This is a genomic window from Alteromonas sp. ISO5, from assembly GCF_058105165.1.
Genome location: NZ_CM176572.1, coordinates 3,990,537 through 4,011,106, shown reverse-complemented (window position 1 = coordinate 4,011,106; position 20,570 = coordinate 3,990,537). Strand labels below are relative to the sequence as shown.

At 50.0% G+C, this 20,570-nt stretch carries 17 protein-coding genes; 4 read left to right on the top strand and 13 right to left on the bottom strand.

What is annotated here, in order from left to right; translation table 11 throughout:
- Nucleotides 1-12 precede the first annotated feature (12 nt).
- From mmsB to AC2T0J_RS17940, 4 genes are read right to left on the bottom strand one after another with little or no spacing between them, the layout of a single operon-like run.
- Nucleotides 13-903: a 3-hydroxyisobutyrate dehydrogenase gene (gene mmsB / locus AC2T0J_RS17955; RefSeq protein ID WP_489807131.1), complete on the bottom strand. Its 891-nt coding sequence runs from the start codon at nt 901-903 to the stop codon at nt 13-15.
- Between the two features lie 2 nt (nt 904-905).
- A complete protein-coding gene (locus tag AC2T0J_RS17950; protein ID WP_489807130.1) occupies nt 906-2,021 on the bottom strand; it encodes an enoyl-CoA hydratase/isomerase family protein in 1,116 nt (371 codons plus the stop codon).
- A gap of 9 nt (nt 2,022-2,030) precedes the next feature.
- On the bottom strand, nt 2,031-3,185 hold the full coding sequence (locus tag AC2T0J_RS17945) for an acyl-CoA dehydrogenase family protein (protein ID WP_489807129.1): 1,155 nt from the start codon (nt 3,183-3,185) through the stop codon (nt 2,031-2,033).
- Nucleotides 3,186-3,196: 11 nt separating this feature from the next.
- Entirely contained in the window at nt 3,197-4,687 is a 1,491-nt protein-coding gene (locus tag AC2T0J_RS17940) for a CoA-acylating methylmalonate-semialdehyde dehydrogenase (RefSeq protein WP_489807128.1), read from the bottom strand.
- A gap of 210 nt (nt 4,688-4,897) precedes the next feature.
- On the opposite strand from AC2T0J_RS17940, the gene AC2T0J_RS17935 reads away from it, so the two are divergent.
- Nucleotides 4,898-6,556 (top strand): response regulator, encoded by a 1,659-nt coding sequence (locus tag AC2T0J_RS17935; protein ID WP_489807127.1) that lies wholly within the window; start codon nt 4,898-4,900, stop codon nt 6,554-6,556.
- Here the strand turns inward: AC2T0J_RS17935 and AC2T0J_RS17930 are convergent.
- Complete coding sequence (locus tag AC2T0J_RS17930) at nt 6,553-7,419, bottom strand: NAD(P)-dependent oxidoreductase (protein ID WP_489807126.1); 867 nt, start codon at nt 7,417-7,419, stop codon at nt 6,553-6,555. The two genes, AC2T0J_RS17935 and AC2T0J_RS17930, sit on opposite strands and share 4 nt — an antisense overlap.
- Nucleotides 7,420-7,563: 144 nt before the next feature.
- On the opposite strand from AC2T0J_RS17930, the gene AC2T0J_RS17925 reads away from it, so the two are divergent.
- Nucleotides 7,564-8,577: a 2-hydroxyacid dehydrogenase gene (locus AC2T0J_RS17925; RefSeq protein WP_489807125.1), complete on the top strand. Its 1,014-nt coding sequence runs from the start codon at nt 7,564-7,566 to the stop codon at nt 8,575-8,577.
- Here the strand turns inward: AC2T0J_RS17925 and AC2T0J_RS17920 are convergent.
- The 5 genes from AC2T0J_RS17920 to AC2T0J_RS17900 all read right to left on the bottom strand — a co-directional run bounded on the left by AC2T0J_RS17920 (nt 8,574) and on the right by AC2T0J_RS17900 (nt 14,491).
- On the bottom strand, nt 8,574-9,320 hold the full coding sequence (locus AC2T0J_RS17920; protein ID WP_489807124.1) for a methyltransferase: 747 nt from the start codon (nt 9,318-9,320) through the stop codon (nt 8,574-8,576). The two genes, AC2T0J_RS17925 and AC2T0J_RS17920, sit on opposite strands and share 4 nt — an antisense overlap.
- A 10-nt stretch (nt 9,321-9,330) precedes the next feature.
- Nucleotides 9,331-10,083, bottom strand: coding sequence for a Nif3-like dinuclear metal center hexameric protein (locus AC2T0J_RS17915; protein WP_489807123.1), 753 nt, complete (start codon nt 10,081-10,083; stop codon nt 9,331-9,333).
- Between the two features lie 3 nt (nt 10,084-10,086).
- A complete protein-coding gene (locus AC2T0J_RS17910; RefSeq protein ID WP_489807122.1) occupies nt 10,087-10,728 on the bottom strand; it encodes a TetR/AcrR family transcriptional regulator in 642 nt (213 codons plus the stop codon).
- On the bottom strand, nt 10,729-11,751 hold the full coding sequence (sohB, locus tag AC2T0J_RS17905; protein ID WP_489807121.1) for a protease SohB: 1,023 nt from the start codon (nt 11,749-11,751) through the stop codon (nt 10,729-10,731).
- A 166-nt stretch (nt 11,752-11,917) separates the two neighbouring features.
- Entirely contained in the window at nt 11,918-14,491 is a 2,574-nt protein-coding gene (locus AC2T0J_RS17900; protein WP_489807120.1) for a VolA/Pla-1 family phospholipase, read from the bottom strand.
- A 345-nt stretch (nt 14,492-14,836) separates the two neighbouring features.
- On the opposite strand from AC2T0J_RS17900, the gene AC2T0J_RS17895 reads away from it, so the two are divergent.
- Nucleotides 14,837-15,580: a YciK family oxidoreductase gene (locus tag AC2T0J_RS17895; protein WP_489807119.1), complete on the top strand. Its 744-nt coding sequence runs from the start codon at nt 14,837-14,839 to the stop codon at nt 15,578-15,580.
- Between the two features lie 96 nt (nt 15,581-15,676).
- On the opposite strand, the gene glnS is transcribed toward AC2T0J_RS17895, so the two are convergent.
- Complete coding sequence (gene glnS / locus AC2T0J_RS17890; RefSeq protein WP_489807118.1) at nt 15,677-17,344, bottom strand: glutamine--tRNA ligase; 1,668 nt, start codon at nt 17,342-17,344, stop codon at nt 15,677-15,679.
- A 214-nt stretch (nt 17,345-17,558) separates the two neighbouring features.
- On the opposite strand from glnS, the gene AC2T0J_RS17885 reads away from it, so the two are divergent.
- A complete protein-coding gene (locus AC2T0J_RS17885; RefSeq protein ID WP_489807117.1) occupies nt 17,559-18,584 on the top strand; it encodes a LacI family DNA-binding transcriptional regulator in 1,026 nt (341 codons plus the stop codon).
- Nucleotides 18,585-18,601: 17 nt separating this feature from the next.
- Here the strand turns inward: AC2T0J_RS17885 and AC2T0J_RS17880 are convergent, their stop codons facing one another.
- Together AC2T0J_RS17880 and AC2T0J_RS17875 are read right to left on the bottom strand one after the other, a co-directional pair.
- The gene (locus tag AC2T0J_RS17880) at nt 18,602-20,278 is read right to left on the bottom strand and encodes an alpha-amylase family glycosyl hydrolase (protein ID WP_489807116.1); all 1,677 of its coding nucleotides are present in this window, start codon (nt 20,276-20,278) and stop codon (nt 18,602-18,604) included.
- Nucleotides 20,278-20,418: a hypothetical protein gene (locus tag AC2T0J_RS17875; protein ID WP_489807115.1), complete on the bottom strand. Its 141-nt coding sequence runs from the start codon at nt 20,416-20,418 to the stop codon at nt 20,278-20,280. The genes AC2T0J_RS17880 and AC2T0J_RS17875 overlap by 1 nt, the downstream gene beginning before the upstream one ends.
- Between the last annotated feature and the right edge of the window lie 152 nt (nt 20,419-20,570).

Below are 20,570 nucleotides of genomic sequence, written 5' to 3'. Positions count from 1 at the left end.
CTGAAGCGAGGCTTAATCCCTGGCAAACAGGTTAAAGATACTTGAGAAGTCTTTATCAGCATTGTCCTTCTGACCCTGATGCAACCGATACAGCGCCTGCGCTGCAGAGGCCATCGGCGTCGCCGCGCCAACCTGGGCGGCGGTATCCATGGCCAGGGTGAGATCTTTATTCATCAGTTTTACCATAAACCCCCCCTGATAGTCATTGCTCGACGGCACGTTGTCCATCACGCCGGGGCAAGGGTTGTATTTCTGCAGGGTCCAGTTGCAGCCCGAGCTTTGCAGCATAATGTCCGAGATCACCTTAGGATCGAGGCCATTGGCAATAGCCAGTTGCAGCGCTTCGGAGGTGCCCGCCATAAGCACCGATAGCAACATGTTATTGCAGACCTTGGCAATCTGCCCGGCCCCCAGATCACCGGCTCGGAACAGGTTCGCGCCCATCATCGACAGCACCGGCTTTGCCCTGTCTACATCGGCTTCCCTACCCCCCATAATAAAGGTTAGCGTGCCGGCGGCTGCACCACCCACGCCACCGGATACCGGTGCATCGATAAAGGCAATACCGGCCTGTTTTGCCTGCTCTCCCACTGCTATCGCGCTTTGCGCATCAATAGTACTGCAGTCGATTAGCAACGCACTTTTACTGACATGGGCCAGCAACCCGTCCTGGCCCAGATACAGCGATTTAACATGCGCAGCGGCCGGTAACATGGTGACGACTACGTCGGCAGAAGCCACTGCTTCCCGGGGCGATCCTGCCTTGTGCGCACCGGCTTCAACCAGTACTTCGACCGCTTCCGGCATCAGGTCAAACACGGTAACATGCTGCTTATGCTTTAACAGGTTACGAACCATTGGCCTGCCCATGTTACCCAGTCCGATAAAGGCAATTTGTGTCATGATTATTCTCCGGATAAAGTTAGCGGGGATTGCTCCCAGGGGCTGGTGAAATGCTGCTCAACAACGTCCTCAGGGACACTGTCTACATCGGTAAACCGCCATTTTGGCTGTTTATCTTTGTCGATAAGTAACGCTCTGACGCCTTCGGCAAATTCGCCGGACTCGGCACAGCGACAGGACATGATCAGTTCCATTTCAAAACATTCAGCCAGTGAAAGTGACTTGCCCCGACGGGTTTGTTGCCAGACCAGATGCATGGTAATGGGCGAGCCTTTACTAAGAGAATGCTGCGCTTTACTTAACCACTCGTCCTCATCAGTTGGCATGGCCTGAATAGCTTTTACCGCCTCACTGGCGCTTTGGCAGTTCTGCAACGCCTGGTCGATGCGGCTGAGATGAACAGTCAGGTTTGCCTGCGGGCGCTCACCAGCCGACAGTTGGAAACGCTCACACAGTTGGTCTAACTGAGCCGTAACCTGCCCGTTCTGCCAGTGCGTATCACTCAAAGCTTGTAGCAACGCAGGCAAAAATTCATCGGCCATGATGTAATCGCCTAAACCGATAAACAGCCCGTCGCCAGCATTTAACGACGCCCCGGTCAGACCAGCAAACAGCCCGGTTTGACCCGGTGCGCGAGACAGAAAATAACTGGCCCCGACATCAGGATAAAGGCCAATGGTGATTTCAGGCATTGCGAGTCTTGATGAGGCGGTCAGCAAGCGGTGACTGGCACCTGCCAGCAACCCTATGCCACCGCCCATAACAATCCCTTCCCCCCAGGCAATGATGGGTTTCTCGTAGGTGTGTATGGTGTAATCAAGGCGGTATTCCGTCGCAAAAAATTCGGCAATAAACGCCGGGATCTGATGACTCGCTGACTGCATGGCCTGATACATAGAGACAATATCGCCACCGGCACAAAACGCCTTGGGGCCGCTGCCGCTTATCACCACCAGTAATACGGAGTCATCCGTTCGCCAGGCATCCAGTTGTTGTTGCATCGCCATGGCCATATCCAAATCCAGGGCGTTAAGCGCCTGGGGCTTGTTTAACCGCAGGTGGCCAATCTGGCGGCCACAGCGGGTTGGCATAAGATTGCTCTGAAGTTTCTCTGTCACCGTTTTCTCCTAAACAAGTTCGCTACCTTCCTGCAGCACACTTCGACTGATAATCAAGCGCATGATTTCGTTGGTGCCTTCGAGAATCTGATGAACCCGAACGTCCCGCACGTGGCGCTCAAGAGGATATTCTTTAATATATCCATAACCGCCATGGATCTGCAGCGCATCATTACAGACAGTAAAGCCTACATCGGTAGCAAAGCGTTTTGCCATTGCACAATATGCGGTAGCCTGGTGATCCTGCTCATCGAGTTTGAATGCAGCCAGCCGTACTAGTTGTCGTGCTGCAACCAGTTCAGTGGCCATATCCGCCAGTTTAAACTGCAACGCCTGGAAGGCTGCCAACGGCTTACCAAACTGTTGACGTTCATGCATGTAGTCGCGCGCTGTGTTTAACGCCTGTTGCGCCGTACCGATAGAACAGGTTGCGATATTAATACGGCCGCCATCCAGTCCCTTCATAGCGAGGGTAAATCCCTGTCCTTCCTCACCCAGCAGATGACTGGCCGGAATGGTTACCTTGTCAAACGTGATCATGCGCGTGGGCTGAGCATTCCAGCCCATTTTTTCTTCCGGCTTACCGTAGCTGATCCCCACAGCGTCAGCCGGTACTGCGAACGCCGAAATCCCCTTAGCACCATTATTGGCAGTTCGGGCCATCACAATGAGTAAATCGGTACTACCTGCTCCGGATATAAAAACCTTACTGCCGTTGAGCAGGTAATGGTCACCCTGCCGCTCTGCTTTGGTGGTCAAGCTGGCTGCATCTGAGCCGGCCCCCGGTTCAGTTAAACAATAGGAAGCCAGCTTATTACCACTTACGAGGTCTGCTAACCAGGCTTCTTTCACCATTTCCTGGCCGTAAGACGCCAGCATCCAGGTCGCCATATTATGAATGGTTAACATAGCCGTGGTGGCCGTGCAGCCCATAGCAAGCTGTTCAAAAATAATCGATGCATCCAGGCGACTTAGTCCCAGCCCGCCGTCTGCTTGAGGAGTATATAGCCCACAGAATCCCAGTTCACCGGCCTGACGTAAGGTGTCTACCGGAAAGGTGTGGTCTTTATCCCACTGCGCAGCGAATGGCGCCAATGCCTGTCGGGCAAACTGTGCTGCCACATCTGCAAACGCCTGTTGGTCTTCGTTTAGATTAAAATCCACCGACTGTCTCCCTAGCGTAAATTAATCGTCAGGTTCGGGCCAGCCGGAATACTGTCTTCAGGCCAGCGCGAAGTAATGGTTTTGGTTTCGGTATAAAAGCGGACGGCCTGCTTGCCATAAGCATGCAGATCGCCAAAGAAGGAGTTTTTCCAGCCGGTAAACGAGAAGAATGGCAGAGGTACGGGAATAGGTACATTAATCCCCACCTGACCAACGCTGACTTCAGACTGATATTTACGGGCGGCGGCACCACTGGCGGTAAAAATGGACGTACCGTTACCGTAAGGGTTGTCGTTAACAATAGCCAGCGCTTCATCCAGAGAATCCACACACAAGCAGCACAACACCGGGCCAAAAATCTCTTCCTGATAAATGCGCATGCTGGTAGTCACATCACTAAATACCGTAGGGCCAATCCAGTGGCCTTGCTCATAACCTTCAACAGAGGTGTCTGAGCCATCCACCAGGCAGGTAGCGCCCTCATCTTTACCAGACTGAATAAGTGCCAACACACGCTCTTTGGCAGCAGCACTGATAAGCGGGCCGAAACCAGCTTCTTTATCATCCCACACACCGGGTTTGACTTCGGCTATGGCACTGGCCAGTTCGTCAATCCACTGTTTTGCATCGCCGACAAACACCGCTACCGAAATAGCCATACAGCGTTGTCCGGCAGCGCCTACTGAAGCGCCAACCAGATTATTGATCACATGCTGCTTATTCGCGTCAGGCATGACTACGGTATGGTTCTTAGCACCGGCAAAACACTGGGCCCGTTTCATATTGGCCGTGGCGGTCTGATAAACGTGTTTACCTACCGGTACTGAGCCAACAAAAGAAACCGCTGCGATATCCGGGTGATTAAGCAATTGGTCAACCCGCTCACGGCCACCGTGAACCACATTCAGCACACCGGCCGGCGCGCCGGCTTCCATAAATAATTCAGCCAGTAATACTGGCGTTTGCGGATCCTGTTCGGAAGGTTTAAGCACAAAGGTGTTACCACACACTACCGCAAGCGGGAACATCCATAACGGGATCATAGCCGGAAAATTAAACGGCGTAATGCCCAGACATACCCCTAAAGGCTGAATAACACTGTACGTATCGATGCCCCTGGCGACGTTTTCCACCGTTTCCCCCATCATCATGCTGGGCGCATTCATGGCCTGTTCGACGACTTCAATTCCGCGCCAGACATCCCCCATGGCATCCTCAAACACTTTGCCGGTTTCTCGGGCCAGTACTTTAGCGATGCGTTCCTGTTCGCGCTTCAGGAGCGCCTGATAGCTCATCATCACCCGTGCCCGCTCGGTAACCGGCACATTTTTCCAATAGTTAAAGGCCTTTTTGGCCGCGGCAACTGCTTGCTCGGTCTCTTCTGCTAATGCATCCGGTACTCTGGCGATCACTTCGCCACTGGCAGGATTGGTGACATCAATCGTCTGTTGACTAGCGGAAGTTTTGAATTCGCCGTCGATTAAAAGTTTAACGTTTTGCATGACCGTTTATTCTCTGTCGTTAGTTTTCTCCTAACGCTATAGCATGACTCCGTTTACGTAAACGTAAGCAAGCGTGAAAGGTGCGTTAACAATGTAAATAAATTGTGACATCATTACCTTTACCCATACCTATTATCGAATTTACGCTTTTATTTTAGGTCCCTGCTGATATGCTTAAGTCAGGTAACACTGACGAACAGCGGTAGATGAATGGTGCAAAAAATCAGAGTCGCGATTATCGAGGATAATGCGACAGCCCGGGCCACCATTCGTAGCCATTTAATTGCCATGGGTAATTTCGAGGTGGCAAGCTTTAGCACCGGCAGTGAGTTAAAAAATGTGCTGCGCAAGGGGCATTTCGAACTTTTAATTTTTGATTTTCATCTCGGTCAGCGTCGCAACGGTGTTGAATGGGTGCAAGCCCTGCGGCAAGCCGAGTTTATCCGCCCAAGTACCGGCATCATTTTTCTCACCGCCGACAGAATGCCTCAGACCATCGGCCAGATTATTGATATTCACCCTGACCTGCTGCTACTCAAACCCTATACTATTAACTCACTGCAACGCGGGCTCAATCATTACCTTGAATATCGCGAGCAAGCGAATAAAGCACTAATGTACCTGGATGATGGTTACTGCGACCGGGCTATTAATCAGGTTCAACAGCAACTTCAGACGCCCTTGTCAGCCAGACTACGTTCCGATCTTGAAAAACTTCAGGCCAGGCTGCTACTTCAGGTTCATCAGTATTCAGCGGCGCTCGCTATTTATCAACGGGTATTACAACAATCCGATAAAGTACTTTGGGCCCAGTGGGGCAAATTAAAATGTCAGTTTTTAATGGGTAACTGGCCCGACTGCCAGGAATCACTCGATGCCATGCTCGATACCCTGCTGACACGCGATAAGGCCTTTGAATGGCTGGCCTGTTTGTCTTTCGAACAGGCGGCCTATGAGAGAACCGAATACTATCTGGATCATATTCAGGACAGCGAACTTAGCTTGCCGGCCACCCGACTGAAATCCATGACCTACCAGAAACAAAACCGGGTGGTAGAAAGCATCGACTTACTACAAAAAAAACGTGAGTACAACCGCTCTACCAAAGAGCGTTTCGATGAGTTTACCTTCGAACTGGCAGAGTTTTATCTGAGTATTGCCCAAAACAGCCCGATGAATAACCGCGGCGAGAGTCTCACTCAGGCCAGAAAACTGGCCGGTGTAGCGGCTCGTAGCCAGGGCGATTCGCTGGTGATACAGCGACATGATTATCTGCTGGCTTACAGCTATGTGCTGGAAGACCAGGGTGACAAAGCCAGGAGCCTCACTCAACGCGAACATATGCAGGTATTTAATCGCAGTTCTGCCAACACGTTAATTATGGCAGCCAGAGTGTTCAGTGCGCTGGGCAATGAAACCCAGGCATTGTTTTTACTTGATATGGCCACAGTAAAAAGTGAGTTGGGTGACATGCCGGCAGAACAGCAAACGCTGCAGAGCCGGTTGATTGATGCTGAAAAAGAGTCAGGACTGGCACACAGTCGTGCCGATGTATTTAACGAACAAGGCCAGCAACTGTTTGTTAAAGCAGCTTATCAGGAAGCACTCGCCGCGTTCTACCATGCCCTGCAACTGCGCCCTGCGCTGCCGGCCATTGCGCTGAACATGTTGCAAACGCTGCTGGTTGAACAGCAAAGTAGCTACCGAAGCGTATTGCTGAATGATTTGGTACGGCAGATCCAGTACAGTGAACTGTCTGAAACCAACCAGCAGCGCTTTGCCAGATTACAAAAGAAATACCCGCAAATTAATGAGGTATTAAAGGCAGCGACTAACGCCAGCGCCGCTAACCCAGTAACCCCGCCTTAATCCTGATGTAAACGGGTTAATAAGCTCGACGTATCCCAGCGACCACCGCCACTTTTTTGCACGTCAGCATAGTACTGGTCAACCAGCGCGGTCAGCGCCAGCGTTGAACCGTTCTTGCGGGCTTCATCCAGGGCTATCGCCAGGTCCTTACGCATCCAGTCAACCGCAAAGCCAAACTCATATTCGCTTTTAATCATGGTTGTCGCACGATTCTCCATCTGCCACGACTGTGCAGCGCCTTTGCTGATAACGTCAATGACGGTGCCACAATCAAGGCCGGCCTGCTCACCAAAGTGCAGGGCTTCGGCAAGCCCCTGAACAATACCAGCAATACAAATCTGATTCATCATTTTGGCCAGTTGGCCGCTGCCATGACCACCAATCAGCTGACTGTGACGGGCATAGGCATCCATTACCGGCTGTGCCCGGGCAAAGTCGCTCTCTTCGCCGCCGGCCATGACAGTCAGCTGACCATTTTCCGCACCCGCCTGGCCACCTGAAACCGGCGCATCCAGAAACGCTGCACGCTGTGCTTTACAGGCCTCAGCAAGTTCGCGGGCAAGTTCGGCCGACGCGGTGGTATGATCGACCACCAGACAACCTGCACTGGTACCAGCGAGAATGCCAGACTCGCCATACACCACCTGACGTACATCATCATCATTGCCGACACATAAGAAGACCAGTTCAGCGCCCTCTGCAGCTGCACGAGGCGTGGTAGCTATACGACCACCGTACTGACTGTGCCAGCTTTCGGCCTTACTGGTGGTGCGGTTATACGCACACACGTCAAACCCCTTGGATTGCAAATGCCCTGCCATGGGGAAGCCCATTACCCCCAAACCAATAAAACTCACTTTCATTATTTTTCCTTAGTACCCGAATAAAGGTGAAAATGTTGCGCTGCCAAGTGTAACACGGTGACCATTTTTTGAAGCAAGCTTAACTTGACTGTATAACGCATCCTAATAGTATTAGCGTAACAGGGAAAGACAACAGGATTGCAAATGACTCCTCCACCACGCGTTGCCATGTTCAGTGCTCAACAGTACGACATTCAATCATTTAAACAGCATCCGCTATATCAACATATTGACCTGACCAGCTTTGAAACCTCACTGGGGTCTAAAACCGTTTCGCTGAGCCAGGATTTCGATGTGCTGTGTGCATTTGTTAACGATTGTCTTGATAACACGATTTTGCAGCAATTGAGCGATCAGGGCGTAAAGCATATCGCGCTACGGTGTGCCGGCTACAATAACGTGGATACGGCTGCCGCCGAAGCACTCGGTCTGGCTGTTTCACGGGTGCCCGCTTACTCACCCGAGGCCGTAGCCGAACATGCGCTGGCGTTGATCATGACCCTAAACCGCAAAACCCATAAAGCCTACAACCGGGTCAGAGAAGGCAATTTTAACCTCAACGGCCTGCTGGGCTTTACCCTATGCAATAAAAACGTAGGTATTGTAGGGACCGGCCATATTGGCGCTGCACTGGCACGCTTACTGAGTGGTTTCGGTTGTGAGATTTATTGTTACGACCCCTACCCTGATGAAGCGCTTATTCAGCAGGGAGTCAAATACACCAGCCTCGATACCTTGTTTAAGGAATGCCATATTATCAGCCTGCATTGTCCCCTCAATGAACAGAGCCATCATCTTGTCAATGCTGAGTCGCTGGCCAGCATGCGCGATGGTGTAATGCTTATTAACACCTCCCGGGGCGGGCTGATCGACACCCACGCAGTGATTGAAGCGTTGAAAAAACACAAAATTGGCTATCTAGGCCTGGACGTATACGAAATGGAATCAGAGCTGTTTTTCCGCGATCACTCCAGCGAAATTATTCAGGACGATGTGTTTGAACGTTTGCAGACCTTTCACAATGTGTTGATTACCGGCCATCAGGGCTTTTTTACCGCTGAAGCCCTCGATCAGATTGCCGAAGTCACGCTACAGAATATTCTGGCACTTGATAATGGCACGGCCGACAACAGCCGGTTTGTGGTATTACCGGATTAAACCGGGCGTTTTTCCAGCCACAAATGAAAATACTTACCCAGCCATAAATAAGGCTCCTGGTGGCCATATTCACGTTCAGTAGCCAGGAGTTCGTCATATTTGGAATCGGCCATGTCGCGGTCACGAAGGTAATCATGGAAACAACGGATACCCCGCATAGAGTGCACTATAAAGCCAAGTTGTTGCACTTTTTCTATCACCGTTCTGGGCACCAGCGGTTGTTGAGGATTTAACCGCACCTGATTCTTTACTTTCATACCGCGGGCAATGTAATCAAAATTACCATACACGGCATTACTGAACAGCGCCGCATCACGGTTGAAAAATGTCAGACTGAGGCGCGCACCCGGTCGCATCCGTCGCGCCAGCACGCTAAGCGCTTCAAAGGGCCTGGCCAGCCACTCCAACACGGCATGACAGACCACCACATCAAACTCGCTAAGATCGTCAATGGCAAATAAGTCGGCTTGCCGGACGGTGATGCCGGGAGCCAGTTGCTGACGGGCAAGGGTTAAAATATCTTCAGATATATCGGTCAGTGTCAGCTGATGACCAAGTCCCGCAAGGAAAGCTGACATCACACCTGTTCCCCCACCCAGTTCAATAATATTCTGAGCAGGCTCATCAGCGAGCACTTCGTTTAACACATCACAGAGCAACTGATGGCGTAAACGGCCCTTGGTGGTGCCGTAAATATTACGGTTAAACTTTTCCGCGAGGCCATTAAAGGATTGATCTTTCAACGGGATCGTCTCAGGCAGGATTATCAATATCGATGAAGGTCACCTTCAGACCAAATTCGCCAGCCAGGTGCTCGCCCACCGCTTTGACGCCATAGCGTTCGGTGGCGTGGTGTCCGGCAGCAATAAAGGCGATGCCCATTTCACGGGCGATATGAATGGTCTGTTCCGACACCTCACCGGTAATAAACACATCGCAGCCGGCCGTTGCGACCTGTTCAATAAAGCTTTGTCCACCGCCGGTGCACCAGGCGACCTTGTTAACCGGTTTATTTGCTTCGCCTTCACACACCACCAGGGGTCTGTCTAGCTTTTGCTCGATTAATAAAGCCAGTTCATTCAGGGTCGTTGATGTCTCGCCCTGGTATACGATGCCTGTTGGGCTTATCGCTTCTAAAGGTGCAACATTCCCAAGTTCAAACAAGGCACCAAGTTGCGCGTTATTGCCCCACTGATGGTGCATATCAATGGGTAAATGATAAGCCAGCAGGTTAATGTTATGCGCCAGTAAACTGGCAATACGGCGTTTTTTCATGCCTACCAGGACTTCGCTCTCGCCCTTCCAGAAATAGCCGTGATGGACCAGCAAGGCATCGGCACCGGCCTCAATAGCCGCATCGATGAGTTGCTGCGAGGCGGTCACCCCGGTCACTATGTGTTGGATATCCGCACAACCTTCGATTTGTAAGCCGTTGGGACAGTAATCCCTGATGGTCGCGACCTGCAATTCCTGATTCAGATAATCAACAAGTTGAGTCGTCAGCACTATTTATCCCTCGTTTTGATAGCCGTCACCACTGATCCCCTGGGCAACGAATGGAAACAATTGTTCAATCACGTCTGCAATATCAATGTCTTGCTGGTAATCTGCCTTGGCAATGTCCTTAAGCGCCTGGCTAGATGCCATGGAAAACACAAAACTGCCGATGGCAAAGTGTAAGCGCCAGAATAACTCATCGGCCGGTATCGCTGGTAATGCCGTACGCAGCATAGCCAGAATAGTTTGTACTGTGTCGCCGTAGCTACCCATGATAAAACGGCGCAAATGGCCTTGAGACTCGGTATATCCTTTACCCAGTAACTGCACAAACATTTCGGTGCCGTTAGGCTGCACTGCATTGAGATTGAGCAATGGGCCCTTGAGGTTTTGCAACACCTGATCCACCCCTTTGCGACCAACGCTGGGAACCAATTTCGCCAACGCCTCATCAATTTGCGGCATCATGACATCAAAGTAACGTTTGAGTACTGCCTGGATCAGATTTTTTTTACTGCCAAAGTGGTAATTCACCGATGCCAGATTAACGTCCGCCCGGGCGGTAATTTCACGCATCGAAGTTTGCCCGTAGCCCTGCAGTGCAAACAGGTATTCGGCCGCTTCAATAATTCGCGTTTTGGTTTGTTTACTCATTTACGACTTTTTAAACCATTGTGGAAGTTGACTGACCATTCGCATTGCCGCCCTTTCAGCTCCCTGAGCAAAAGACATACCCAGCTTCTCGGCAACGTTTTTCTTCTGCATAAATTTAACGGCAAAAATATCCCGCTCCGGGTAAACATTCATGATGTAATCATCGGAGGTACTGATGCCGTCTATCAGGCCTAACTCTAGTGCCTGACTGCCGTACCAGTATTCACCTGTGGCTACTTTAGCAATGTCCAGGTCTTTACGGTTGGTACTTACCCAGTCTTTAAACATCACATGCACGGCTTCAAGCTCTTCGCGGAATTTTTCCCGGCCTTCATCGGTATTTTCACCAAATACCGTGAGAGTACGTTTGTATTCTCCGGCGGTGTGCTGCTCGTAATCAATGTCATTTTTCTTCAGTAACTTGTGGAAGTTAGGCAGTTGAGCCAATACACCGATAGAACCGATGATGGCAAACTGGCTGGCAACCAGGTGATCAGCCACACAAGCCATCATATAACCGCCACTGGCAGCGACTTTATCAACGGCAACGGTAAGCTTTAATCCTTTGTCACGAATACGCTGTAGCTGCGCTGCAGCCAATCCGTAACCATGCACCACACCGCCGCCACTTTCGACTTTAACCAGCACTTCGTCTTTTTCTGTTGCAATACACAACACTGCAGTGACTTCTTCGCGCAGTTTTTCTACCTCGTGAGCATCCATCGAGCCCTTAAAGTCGATAACAAAGAGCTTCCCATTGTCATCTGCCGGTTCTTTATTCTCTTTCTGCTTTTTCTTTTGCTCTTTGGCCAGTTTCTTCAGGCTGGCTTTGTCCAGCGTCACCTGTTGAGCATAGTGCGTGATATCTTTTAACTGCTCACTCACTGAATGAATTTCAAGTTGCCCTTTGCCTTGTTTTTGTTTTGCCGCAGCACCAGCTGCCAAGGCCAGAACAATCACAATTGCGGCAACTAACGTCACTGCCTTAGCTAAAAATAGTCCGTATTCGTATAAGAATTCCACAAATGCCTCTTGTGTTATTGTTTGTCTGATTTTTTCAAGCTGAATCATACCAGTGATCGTCTTCGCTGACGATACACAAAGCCGACTCAGGCTCAGTAGCTCACCCGCCAGACAAAAATAAAGCCAGCTTAGCTGGCTTTATTGGATTGATGATAGTGAGGAGGCGTTAGTTCGCCACGACATCGGTATTAGTGATGGGTAATACCTGCGCTTTAGACTGAATAAAACCACCCACTTCTAATTGCATCTCGCGGGTTACCGCAGGATCGGCAGCCGGGCTTAAACTTGATGCATGAGCACCACTGTTAAAGCGCACCTGGCCGCTTACCGTACCTGTCTGTGAAGAAATAGTTGAGGTAACCTGCTCAAGACCAATCATAGCAGCCATTGGATGCTGACCAGCCAACGGTAGAGATGTGACCACAGGGTTTACCTGATCAGGCAGATTCTCACCGCCATCACCCACTACCGACATAAAGTGCACTGGCGTAGTAGCACCCAGCATACCGGCATAAGCTGTTGGGTCGCCTGCGTCCAGTATAGTTTGCGCAGCAAAGTTAAACTGGGCAAACAACGCCTCTACTTCTGCTTTGGCACTGTCGTCCAGCAAGGCAACGAAGTCGGTATAGGCCTGACGTAGCTGGGCTTCTGTTGCGTTTTCTCCATACACCTGTCCGACGTAAGCAACAAAGTCTTCCGAAGATTCAGTTAATAACAGGGCTTTGATCAGCGGGCCGAAATCCGGTGACTCCATCAGGAAGGTAGCAATACCGCTAGCCGGTGACTCAAGCGAGGCAGCATTAATGGCAAACATGCCGTCAAGGGTAGCATTACCCAGTGTACTGTTTGCCATAGCAGCAAAGTTAGCACCGGTAATGGCACCTAACGAAACGCCCATCACAGACACGTTTGAAACATCCAAATCTATGGACTGCGTCGCCGTCATATCAGCCACCGCATTTAAAGCAAGGCGTAAGCCCAACAGGTCAGCCATGCCCTGACGCACATTATCGCGGGCAGTAGGCAGTGAAGCGAGATTCATGAAATGAGTAGGTGAAACGTAGGTTGCGCTAATGTCATCAGCACCGTCACCGTCGACATCAAATCCGCGACTACCGTGCAAGGGTAAATCAATAGCAATGGTGGCAATACCGTGCAGCGACAAAGTACCGCTGATCGCCAGCATTTGCTCCTTCGTACCGGTAATGCCATGCACCAGCATCGCCACTGGCCAACCGGCATCAGGTTTGCTGATTGGGGCTCCCAGCGCAGTGGCAATGGCCGGATCAGGAATGGTTACCTGCACTTCCAGTGGATTTGCCGCAATGGTGGTTTGTGGGATGGGGCTGTAACGGGTAACGTTACGCGCATCATCAATCATTTCGCCGTTCACCCGCAGGTCAGATAACCCCACCTGAGTACACATTTCGTAGTTTGGACCCGGCTCAGCCATGGCTAATACTTCAGCCGGCGCACCGGCCAGAACAATACCGCTGTCACAGGCAGCATGCCAGAAGTCATTAACCGGTGCGAGTGGATTCGTCATTGACGGTACCGGCAGGTAGTACGGCAGCGAAACAGAACCGGTGTAGCGCTGAGCTGCACAGAATGGGCCAGCTTCGGCAGCAAAAGACTGAGAAATACCCGCGGCGACGGTTTCCATGCCACCCCAGTAAGCACTGAGTTGGCCGGATAAGGTACCAAAAATACCATCACAGGTTTGCAGCAGGCTGAAATCTGTAGCATCGATAGCGGCCTGAATTTGCGCGGACTGCCCTTCTTTAGCCAGCGCGAGGGCACCATCAAGGGTAGCACTGTTGATTAAACCCAGAGCCTCCATGGCATTATCCGCACCAGCCGCATCCTGCACCTGAATAACTGGTAGCGCGGTTGCCGGATTGCCCTGACCCGTAGTCAGAATTTGTACCAGATCAGCAACCAGCAGTTGTTTAACCGTGCCCATCACATTGACTGTTGACTGGGTAGTGAACGCAGACACATAAGTGATGTCTTCGCGCTCATAACCCGCACCCAGTAATGGCGTGATATACGAGTTTACCAGCGTTTGTAAAGTCAGTTGGTCTTCGGTAGCCAGTGGTTCAGTGTTGATATCCTGGCGCACCAGATCCCACGTGGTAGACCCCTGCACAGCCTTACCGGAAGTGTCTTTCAGATCGGTGGTCATTACCAGCATATAACCAGACGCGGGTTTAAGTGGCTTAAGGGGTACAACGCTTACGGTGTTATCATCAACCAGTGACAATACGTAATCAACGCCATAGGTAAGCTGATCGCCCAGCTTACAGCCTGATGAAGGGATGGCCGCTGCCGCACAGTCCGGATCGCTCTGATCCAGCCCCAGCGTCGCTTCGAACAAATGAATGCCGGCAGACAATGTAGAGGCATCAAGTGCCACGCCAGAAGCTGTTTGCACATCAATTACAAATGGATGCTGAATAGACCAGCCATCGAGGATATTCAGGGCATTTTGCGGATCGCCAAAGTCAGTAGGATCAGCTACCGGAATGTTCAGTGTGTAATCAAAGAAACCATCATCACCAGGTAACATTAATAAATCGTTTGGAATATTCAACTCGCCGTTGGCCGGATCAAATACTATACGAGAAAATGGCGTCTCGACTTGGGTTTCATTATTAATGTCGTCAATGGACTCACCGCCACCGCAACCGGCTAACCCCAGTGCCAAGGCCACACTGGTGCTAAGGATTAGTTTTTTCATTATATCTCCCTACAAAACGGATTTTTGTTATTCTGGCTCATGATAAGACCGACAGCTTTTTTGTGAAGGCTAAATACCTTGATCGCTGGGCAAATATCGAACAAGTACGACCAGTTACTAAACACATATTATTTTCTTTACGATGATTTTGCAAAATATTGTTAACTTTTTGTAACCCATTCTTGTAATTAACTGTAAAAACGTCAATTTATTCATCTATCGTAGTCAATTATTTCAACTACGTAAAAGAATCGGTTTACATAAAACAGGATATTTGTATCATCACAGCACTTTTGCACCCTAATTGCTGGGTATGATGAGAAAGTTTAGCAGGAAACTTGATTTATGAACGACTACATCGCACCGGACCACTTACTTCGTGGTAAAACTATTCTTATTACCGGGGCCGGTGACGGCATCGGCCGACAAGCTGCTATCAGCTATGCTACCCATGGGGCTACCAGCATTCTGTTGGGTAAAACGGTTAGCAAACTGGAAGCGGTTTACGATGAGATTGTAGCAGCCGGTTTTCCGGAGCCGGCGATTATACCGCTGGATTTAAATGGCGCAACCCCAAAACACTATCAGGATATGGCTAACACCATCAGCGATCAGTTTGGCGTGCTGGATGGCGTGTTATTTAATGCGGGCAAGCTAGGCCACCTGAGTCCCTTCGCACACATCCCGGTGGATGAATGGCAACAGGTCATGCAGGTAAACCTGAACAGCACCATGTATATGCTTCAGCCACTGCTTCCTCTGTTACTCAAAGCTGAGGACGCTTCGGTCGTCTTTACCAGTTCCTCAGTGGGTCGCAAAGGGCGGGCTTTCTGGGGCACCTATTCGGTATCCAAATTTGCCACCGAAGGGCTGATGCAGGTATTGGCCGATGAGTACAAAAATAAACCACTGCGGTTTAACTGTATTAATCCGGGCGCAACACGCACGGCCATGCGGGCTAAAGCTTTCCCTGCCGAAGATGCCGATACGCTGAAAACCCCGGCCGACATTATGCCCCTGTACTTGTATCTGATGGGTGCCGACAGCCATGAGGTTAACGGTCAGTCGCTGGATTGCCAGCCCAAATAACCCGGTAATCACTTTGACTACTGGTTACAAATACGAAAAAGCCCCGTACAGCGGGGCTTTTTAATACATAAAAGTCATTTCCGGCACATAACTGACTTAATCGCCAATCTTAGCCCAGGTGTCACGCAGTCCCACCGTCTGGTTAAATACCAGTTGCTCAGACGTGGAGTCTTTATCCAGACAGAAATAACCGGTACGCTCAAACTGCCAACTGCCTACTTCCGGTACACGGCCAGGCAAACCAGGCTCTACCCATCCTGATTTCACAATCAGGCTGTCCGGGTTAATAGCATCAACAAAGTCATCTTCCGCTGCCGGGTTGGGTACGTTGAATAAACGATCGTATAACCGGAACTGTGCTGCCTCGCCGCTGGCGACATCTACCCAATGGATAACACCTTTTACCTTGCGGCCATCTGCCGGATCCTTGCCCAGCGTGTCAGCATCATAGGTACAGTAAACCGCGGTCACATTACCCTCTGCGTCTTTTTCGACGCGGTTGGCTTTTACGACATAGGCATTACGTAAGCGGACTTCTTTATCCAGTACCAGACGCTTAAACTTCTTGTTGGCGGATTCGCGGAAATCTTCTGCTTCAATCCACACTTCACGGCCTAATTTTAGGTTACGCGTACCCATGGATTCATCATTAGGATGATTCGGCGCAATCAGGGTTTCAGACTGACCTTCCGGGTAGTTTTCAATGATCAGTTTAATCGGCTCAAGTACGCCCATAGCACGAGGTGCATTCACATTAAGGTCATCACGTATACAGGCTTCCAACATGCTCATTTCAACCATGTTGTCCATTTTGGTAACGCCGATACGCAAACAAAACTCGCGCACAGAACCTGGTGTGTAACCTCGACGACGCAGTCCGGCAATGGTTGGCATACGGGGATCGTCCCAGCCTGCCACATGCTTTTCTTCCACCAGTTGAATAAGGCGGCGTTTACTTAATACGGTGTATTCCAGGTTTAAACGGGAAAACTCATACTGATGCGGTGTGCAATCGATGGTGATGTTTTGGATCACCCAGTCGTATAAACGGCGGTTATCCTGAAATTCCAGGGTACATAAAGAATGGGTGATCCCTTCAATGGCATCCGATATACAATGGGTAAAATCATACATCGGATAGACACACCACTTCTCGCCGGTTTGATGATGATGGGCAAACTTAATCCGGTAAATCACCGGATCGCGCATACACATAAATGGCGACGTCATGTCAATTTTAGCCCGCAACGAACAATGCCCTTCCGGGTACTCACCAGCAGTCATTTTAGCAAATTCCTGCAGATTCGTTTCAATGCTGGTGTCGCGATACGGGCTGTTTTTACCTGGTTCGGTCAGTGTGCCGCGCATCTCGCGCATCGCTTCCTGGGTACTGAAATCCACATAGGCCAGGCCTTTTTCGATCAGTTCCACGGCAAAACCATGCAACTGATCGAAATAATCAGAAGAGTAACGCGCCTCACCATCCCATTCAAAACCGAGCCATTTCACATCCTGCTGGATGGAATTTACATATTCAATGTCTTCCTTGGCCGGGTTGGTATCGTCAAAACGCAGATTGCAGCTGCCCTGATAATCTCTGGCAATACCAAAGTTCAGACAGATGGATTTAGCATGCCCAATATGCAGGAAACCATTTGGCTCTGGAGGGAAGCGCGTTTTGATGCTCGTGTGTACCCCGTTAGCGAGGTCTTTATCAATAATTTGACGGATAAAGTTGGTCGGACGGTGTTCAGTCTCGGCCATTCGCGGTGCCCTCTTATTATAATGTTAAGTTAAATACGTGATGAAGCAGCAGAAAAACGCTATGCTAATACTACTTCGTGTTTAACAAAAGTATATCACTGTCTTAGGGGTGCTAACCAACACTACTTACAATTCAGTGCAATAAAACGGGTATCGTACAGATATTAATCAACGCGGATCCATCGGTTAAATAATATGAACTATAATAACGCGCATGAAGCATAAACCGACCTCTTTTGACATTGCTCATCTTGCCGGGGTGTCGCAATCCACTGTCTCCAGGGCATTGAATGACAGTCCGCTGGTCAATATCGCGACCCGCCAGAAAGTGCAGGAAATCGCTCGCGAGCTCAATTATCAGGTAGATAAAAACGCCAGTAATTTGCGCCGTCAGCGCAGCGGTACCATTGCGCTGTTGCTGTTTGAGGATCCCACTTCAGACGATTCCCTGGTTAACCCGTTTTTTCTGGCTATGTTAGGCAGTATCACCAAGGCCTGCGCCGCTAAAGGTTATGACCTGCTGGTGTCGTTTCAGAACCTGGAGAATAACTGGCAGGCAGAATACGAAGACTCGCATAAAGCCGACGGACTGATCCTGCTTGGTTACGGTGACTACCGCTCCTATGCCGGTAAACTCAATCAGTTACATCAGCATAATACCCATGTTATGCGTTGGGGTGCGCCCGTAGAGCAATGGCCCGGGATCTCGATTGGTTGTGATAACTTTAGTGGCGGACAGTCCATTACCCGGCATTTACTTTCCCATAACTACCAGACGTTCGCTTTTATCGGCGATATCGGTGACAAAGCGCCTGAGTTTCAGAGTCGTTTTGATGGTTTTCTCAGTGCTCTTGATGAAGAACAACACAGTCATCAACAATATGATGCTATCTCTTCTGAGGAGGCCGGCATTGAGGCGGCTAAACATCTGCTGAAAAGTACTTCTGCACTGCCCGATGCCATTGTATGTGCAGCAGATATTATAGCTGTGGGTGTACTTCAGCACCTAAAAGAGGCAGGGATTCGGGTGCCTGAGGACGTTGCAGTAGTTGGTTTTGACAATATTCAGTTAGCAGCGTTTACCAGCCCCGGACTGACCACCGTACAACAAAACACTGCCCAGGCTGGCGACAAACTAGTGGAAAACCTGTTGCTGGCGATAGATGGCCAGCTAACGGATGACCATCTATTGCCGACTAATCTGGTGGTTCGTCAGTCCTGCGGTTGCGACATTAAATAAAACCGTCCACCTTGCCATTACTGACGGGCCATCTGGTTAAGTAAAGCCTGAGTAAATGCCGCGTTGCTGATCGGCTGATTGCGTGTAAACACCCTGACTGAATGGGCCGGAACCGTACTGGTAAGTGTGCCATTTTGTGTTTCTGCTACATTACCGGTCAGTTGCTCCTGCCACTGACCGTTTTCAACAAATTCAGCAGCGGTCATGGTTGCCGGCGAATCACCTTTATTAAGCATGACCAGGGCAACCTGCGTATTACCATTTTCCACCAGCACCCGGTAGAACATGGCCTGATGATCGTTCATATCCAGAGTATATTGCAGGCCCCGCTGCAAGGCCGGCGTGGTTTTGCGCACCTGAGCAATGGCGGTTAAGGCCTGACGAATAGGGTTATCGCGCTGTTCGTTTAATAAAGCTTGTCCAATGAAGTTACGGTTACCAGCGTGCTCCGCGGTACCGCGCATAAAAGCAAATTCAGACCCCTGATAAACAACCGGGATACCGCGGGCTGTAAACAGCCAGTTATGAGCGTCGATAAACCCCTCATCACTGGCATTCATTCGCGCCATATCATGATTATCATAGAAGGTCGTGAGCTCATAAGGGTTATGATATGGGCCGTGGGTAAGGTAAAGATGTTCAGCTAAATCGGCAAAACTGCTATCGGCATTTTCAAACACACTGACCATGGCTTTTTGCAGCGGGAAATCCAGCACCGCAATGCCGCCATTTTTGGGTTGAGTATGCTGAGCAATAAAATTCGCGTCGTACTGAAAGCTCTCGCCAAACATATAAAAACCCGGATGCTCAGCGCGGATCCGCTCTGCCATAGTGCGCCAGAAGCTATGAGAAACATGGCGGATGGTATCGATTCGGAACGCGTCAGCACCCTGCTCTATCCAATACAAATAGCTGTTGATCAGGTAATCCTGCACTGCCGGGTTATGCTCATTGAGATTGGATAGCTTTACCAGATCCGGGTAAGGATGAAAAAAAGCATGCAGTGGCTCCGTTTCCGGCGACAGCGCCTGAGGGGCCAGATTCATGTGGTCGGCTACCAGCTCGCCTTCAGCATTGTATAATTCACCGTATCCGGGCTGATCAACCGGCATTGTCCAACTGGGCGTACCATGATTAGCAACAATATCAAATACGGTTTTAAAACCCTGGCTACGCATGGCACTGGTAAACTCAGAATAGCTTAATGAATCACTGACCAGATGTTCGTCGGGCTTATAGAAATTGGTTGCCCAATAACCGTGATACCCGGTTTTACCGCCGTCTTTAAATTGTCCGCCATAGGTGATTTGCTCATCACCGGTGAAAGCTTCATCCGGATTATCCAGTATCGGAGATAACCAAACAGCGGTAAAGCCCATGTCGGCAATGTAATCGGCATTATTTAACACGCCCTGTAAATCGCCGCCCATATAGCCGACATTGGCAAACTTGCCGTCAGGGCCGTTGAGGCGCAATTCCCAGGTTGGGTTTTCACCGCCTTGTTGTTCATGGTTGTTGGTGGGATCGCCGTCCACGAACCGGTCGGTCAGAACAAAGTATATGGCTTGGCCAGCAAATGGCTCTTTCGTACCATAGATTTCTTCCTGCACCACTTTCTCAGTCGTGCTGCAGCCAGCCAGTGATAGAGCAAGCAGCACTGACGCTGCGGGCATAGTGAATTTCATAAAAGCCATTATCCTGTGGTACTGACACCGAATCCTGAAATTAAAAACATCGCCAGTACCCCAGCTAGCAACGGCGTACCGGCGATAACAATGATAAAAGTCTCATCATTGGAAAAAGGATGCAGAATCTGGCTGTTACACTTTGTCACATTTGCGCTTTATTACGCTGCCTAACAGCCTGTTAACAATGATTTAAATACTAACGGGAGTTGGCTGGAACGCCAACTTTGTGCATACGTATTCACAGGGTTAATGCCTGAGGGCAGACCGATTTTTACAGGTACGAATATTGCTTAACTGA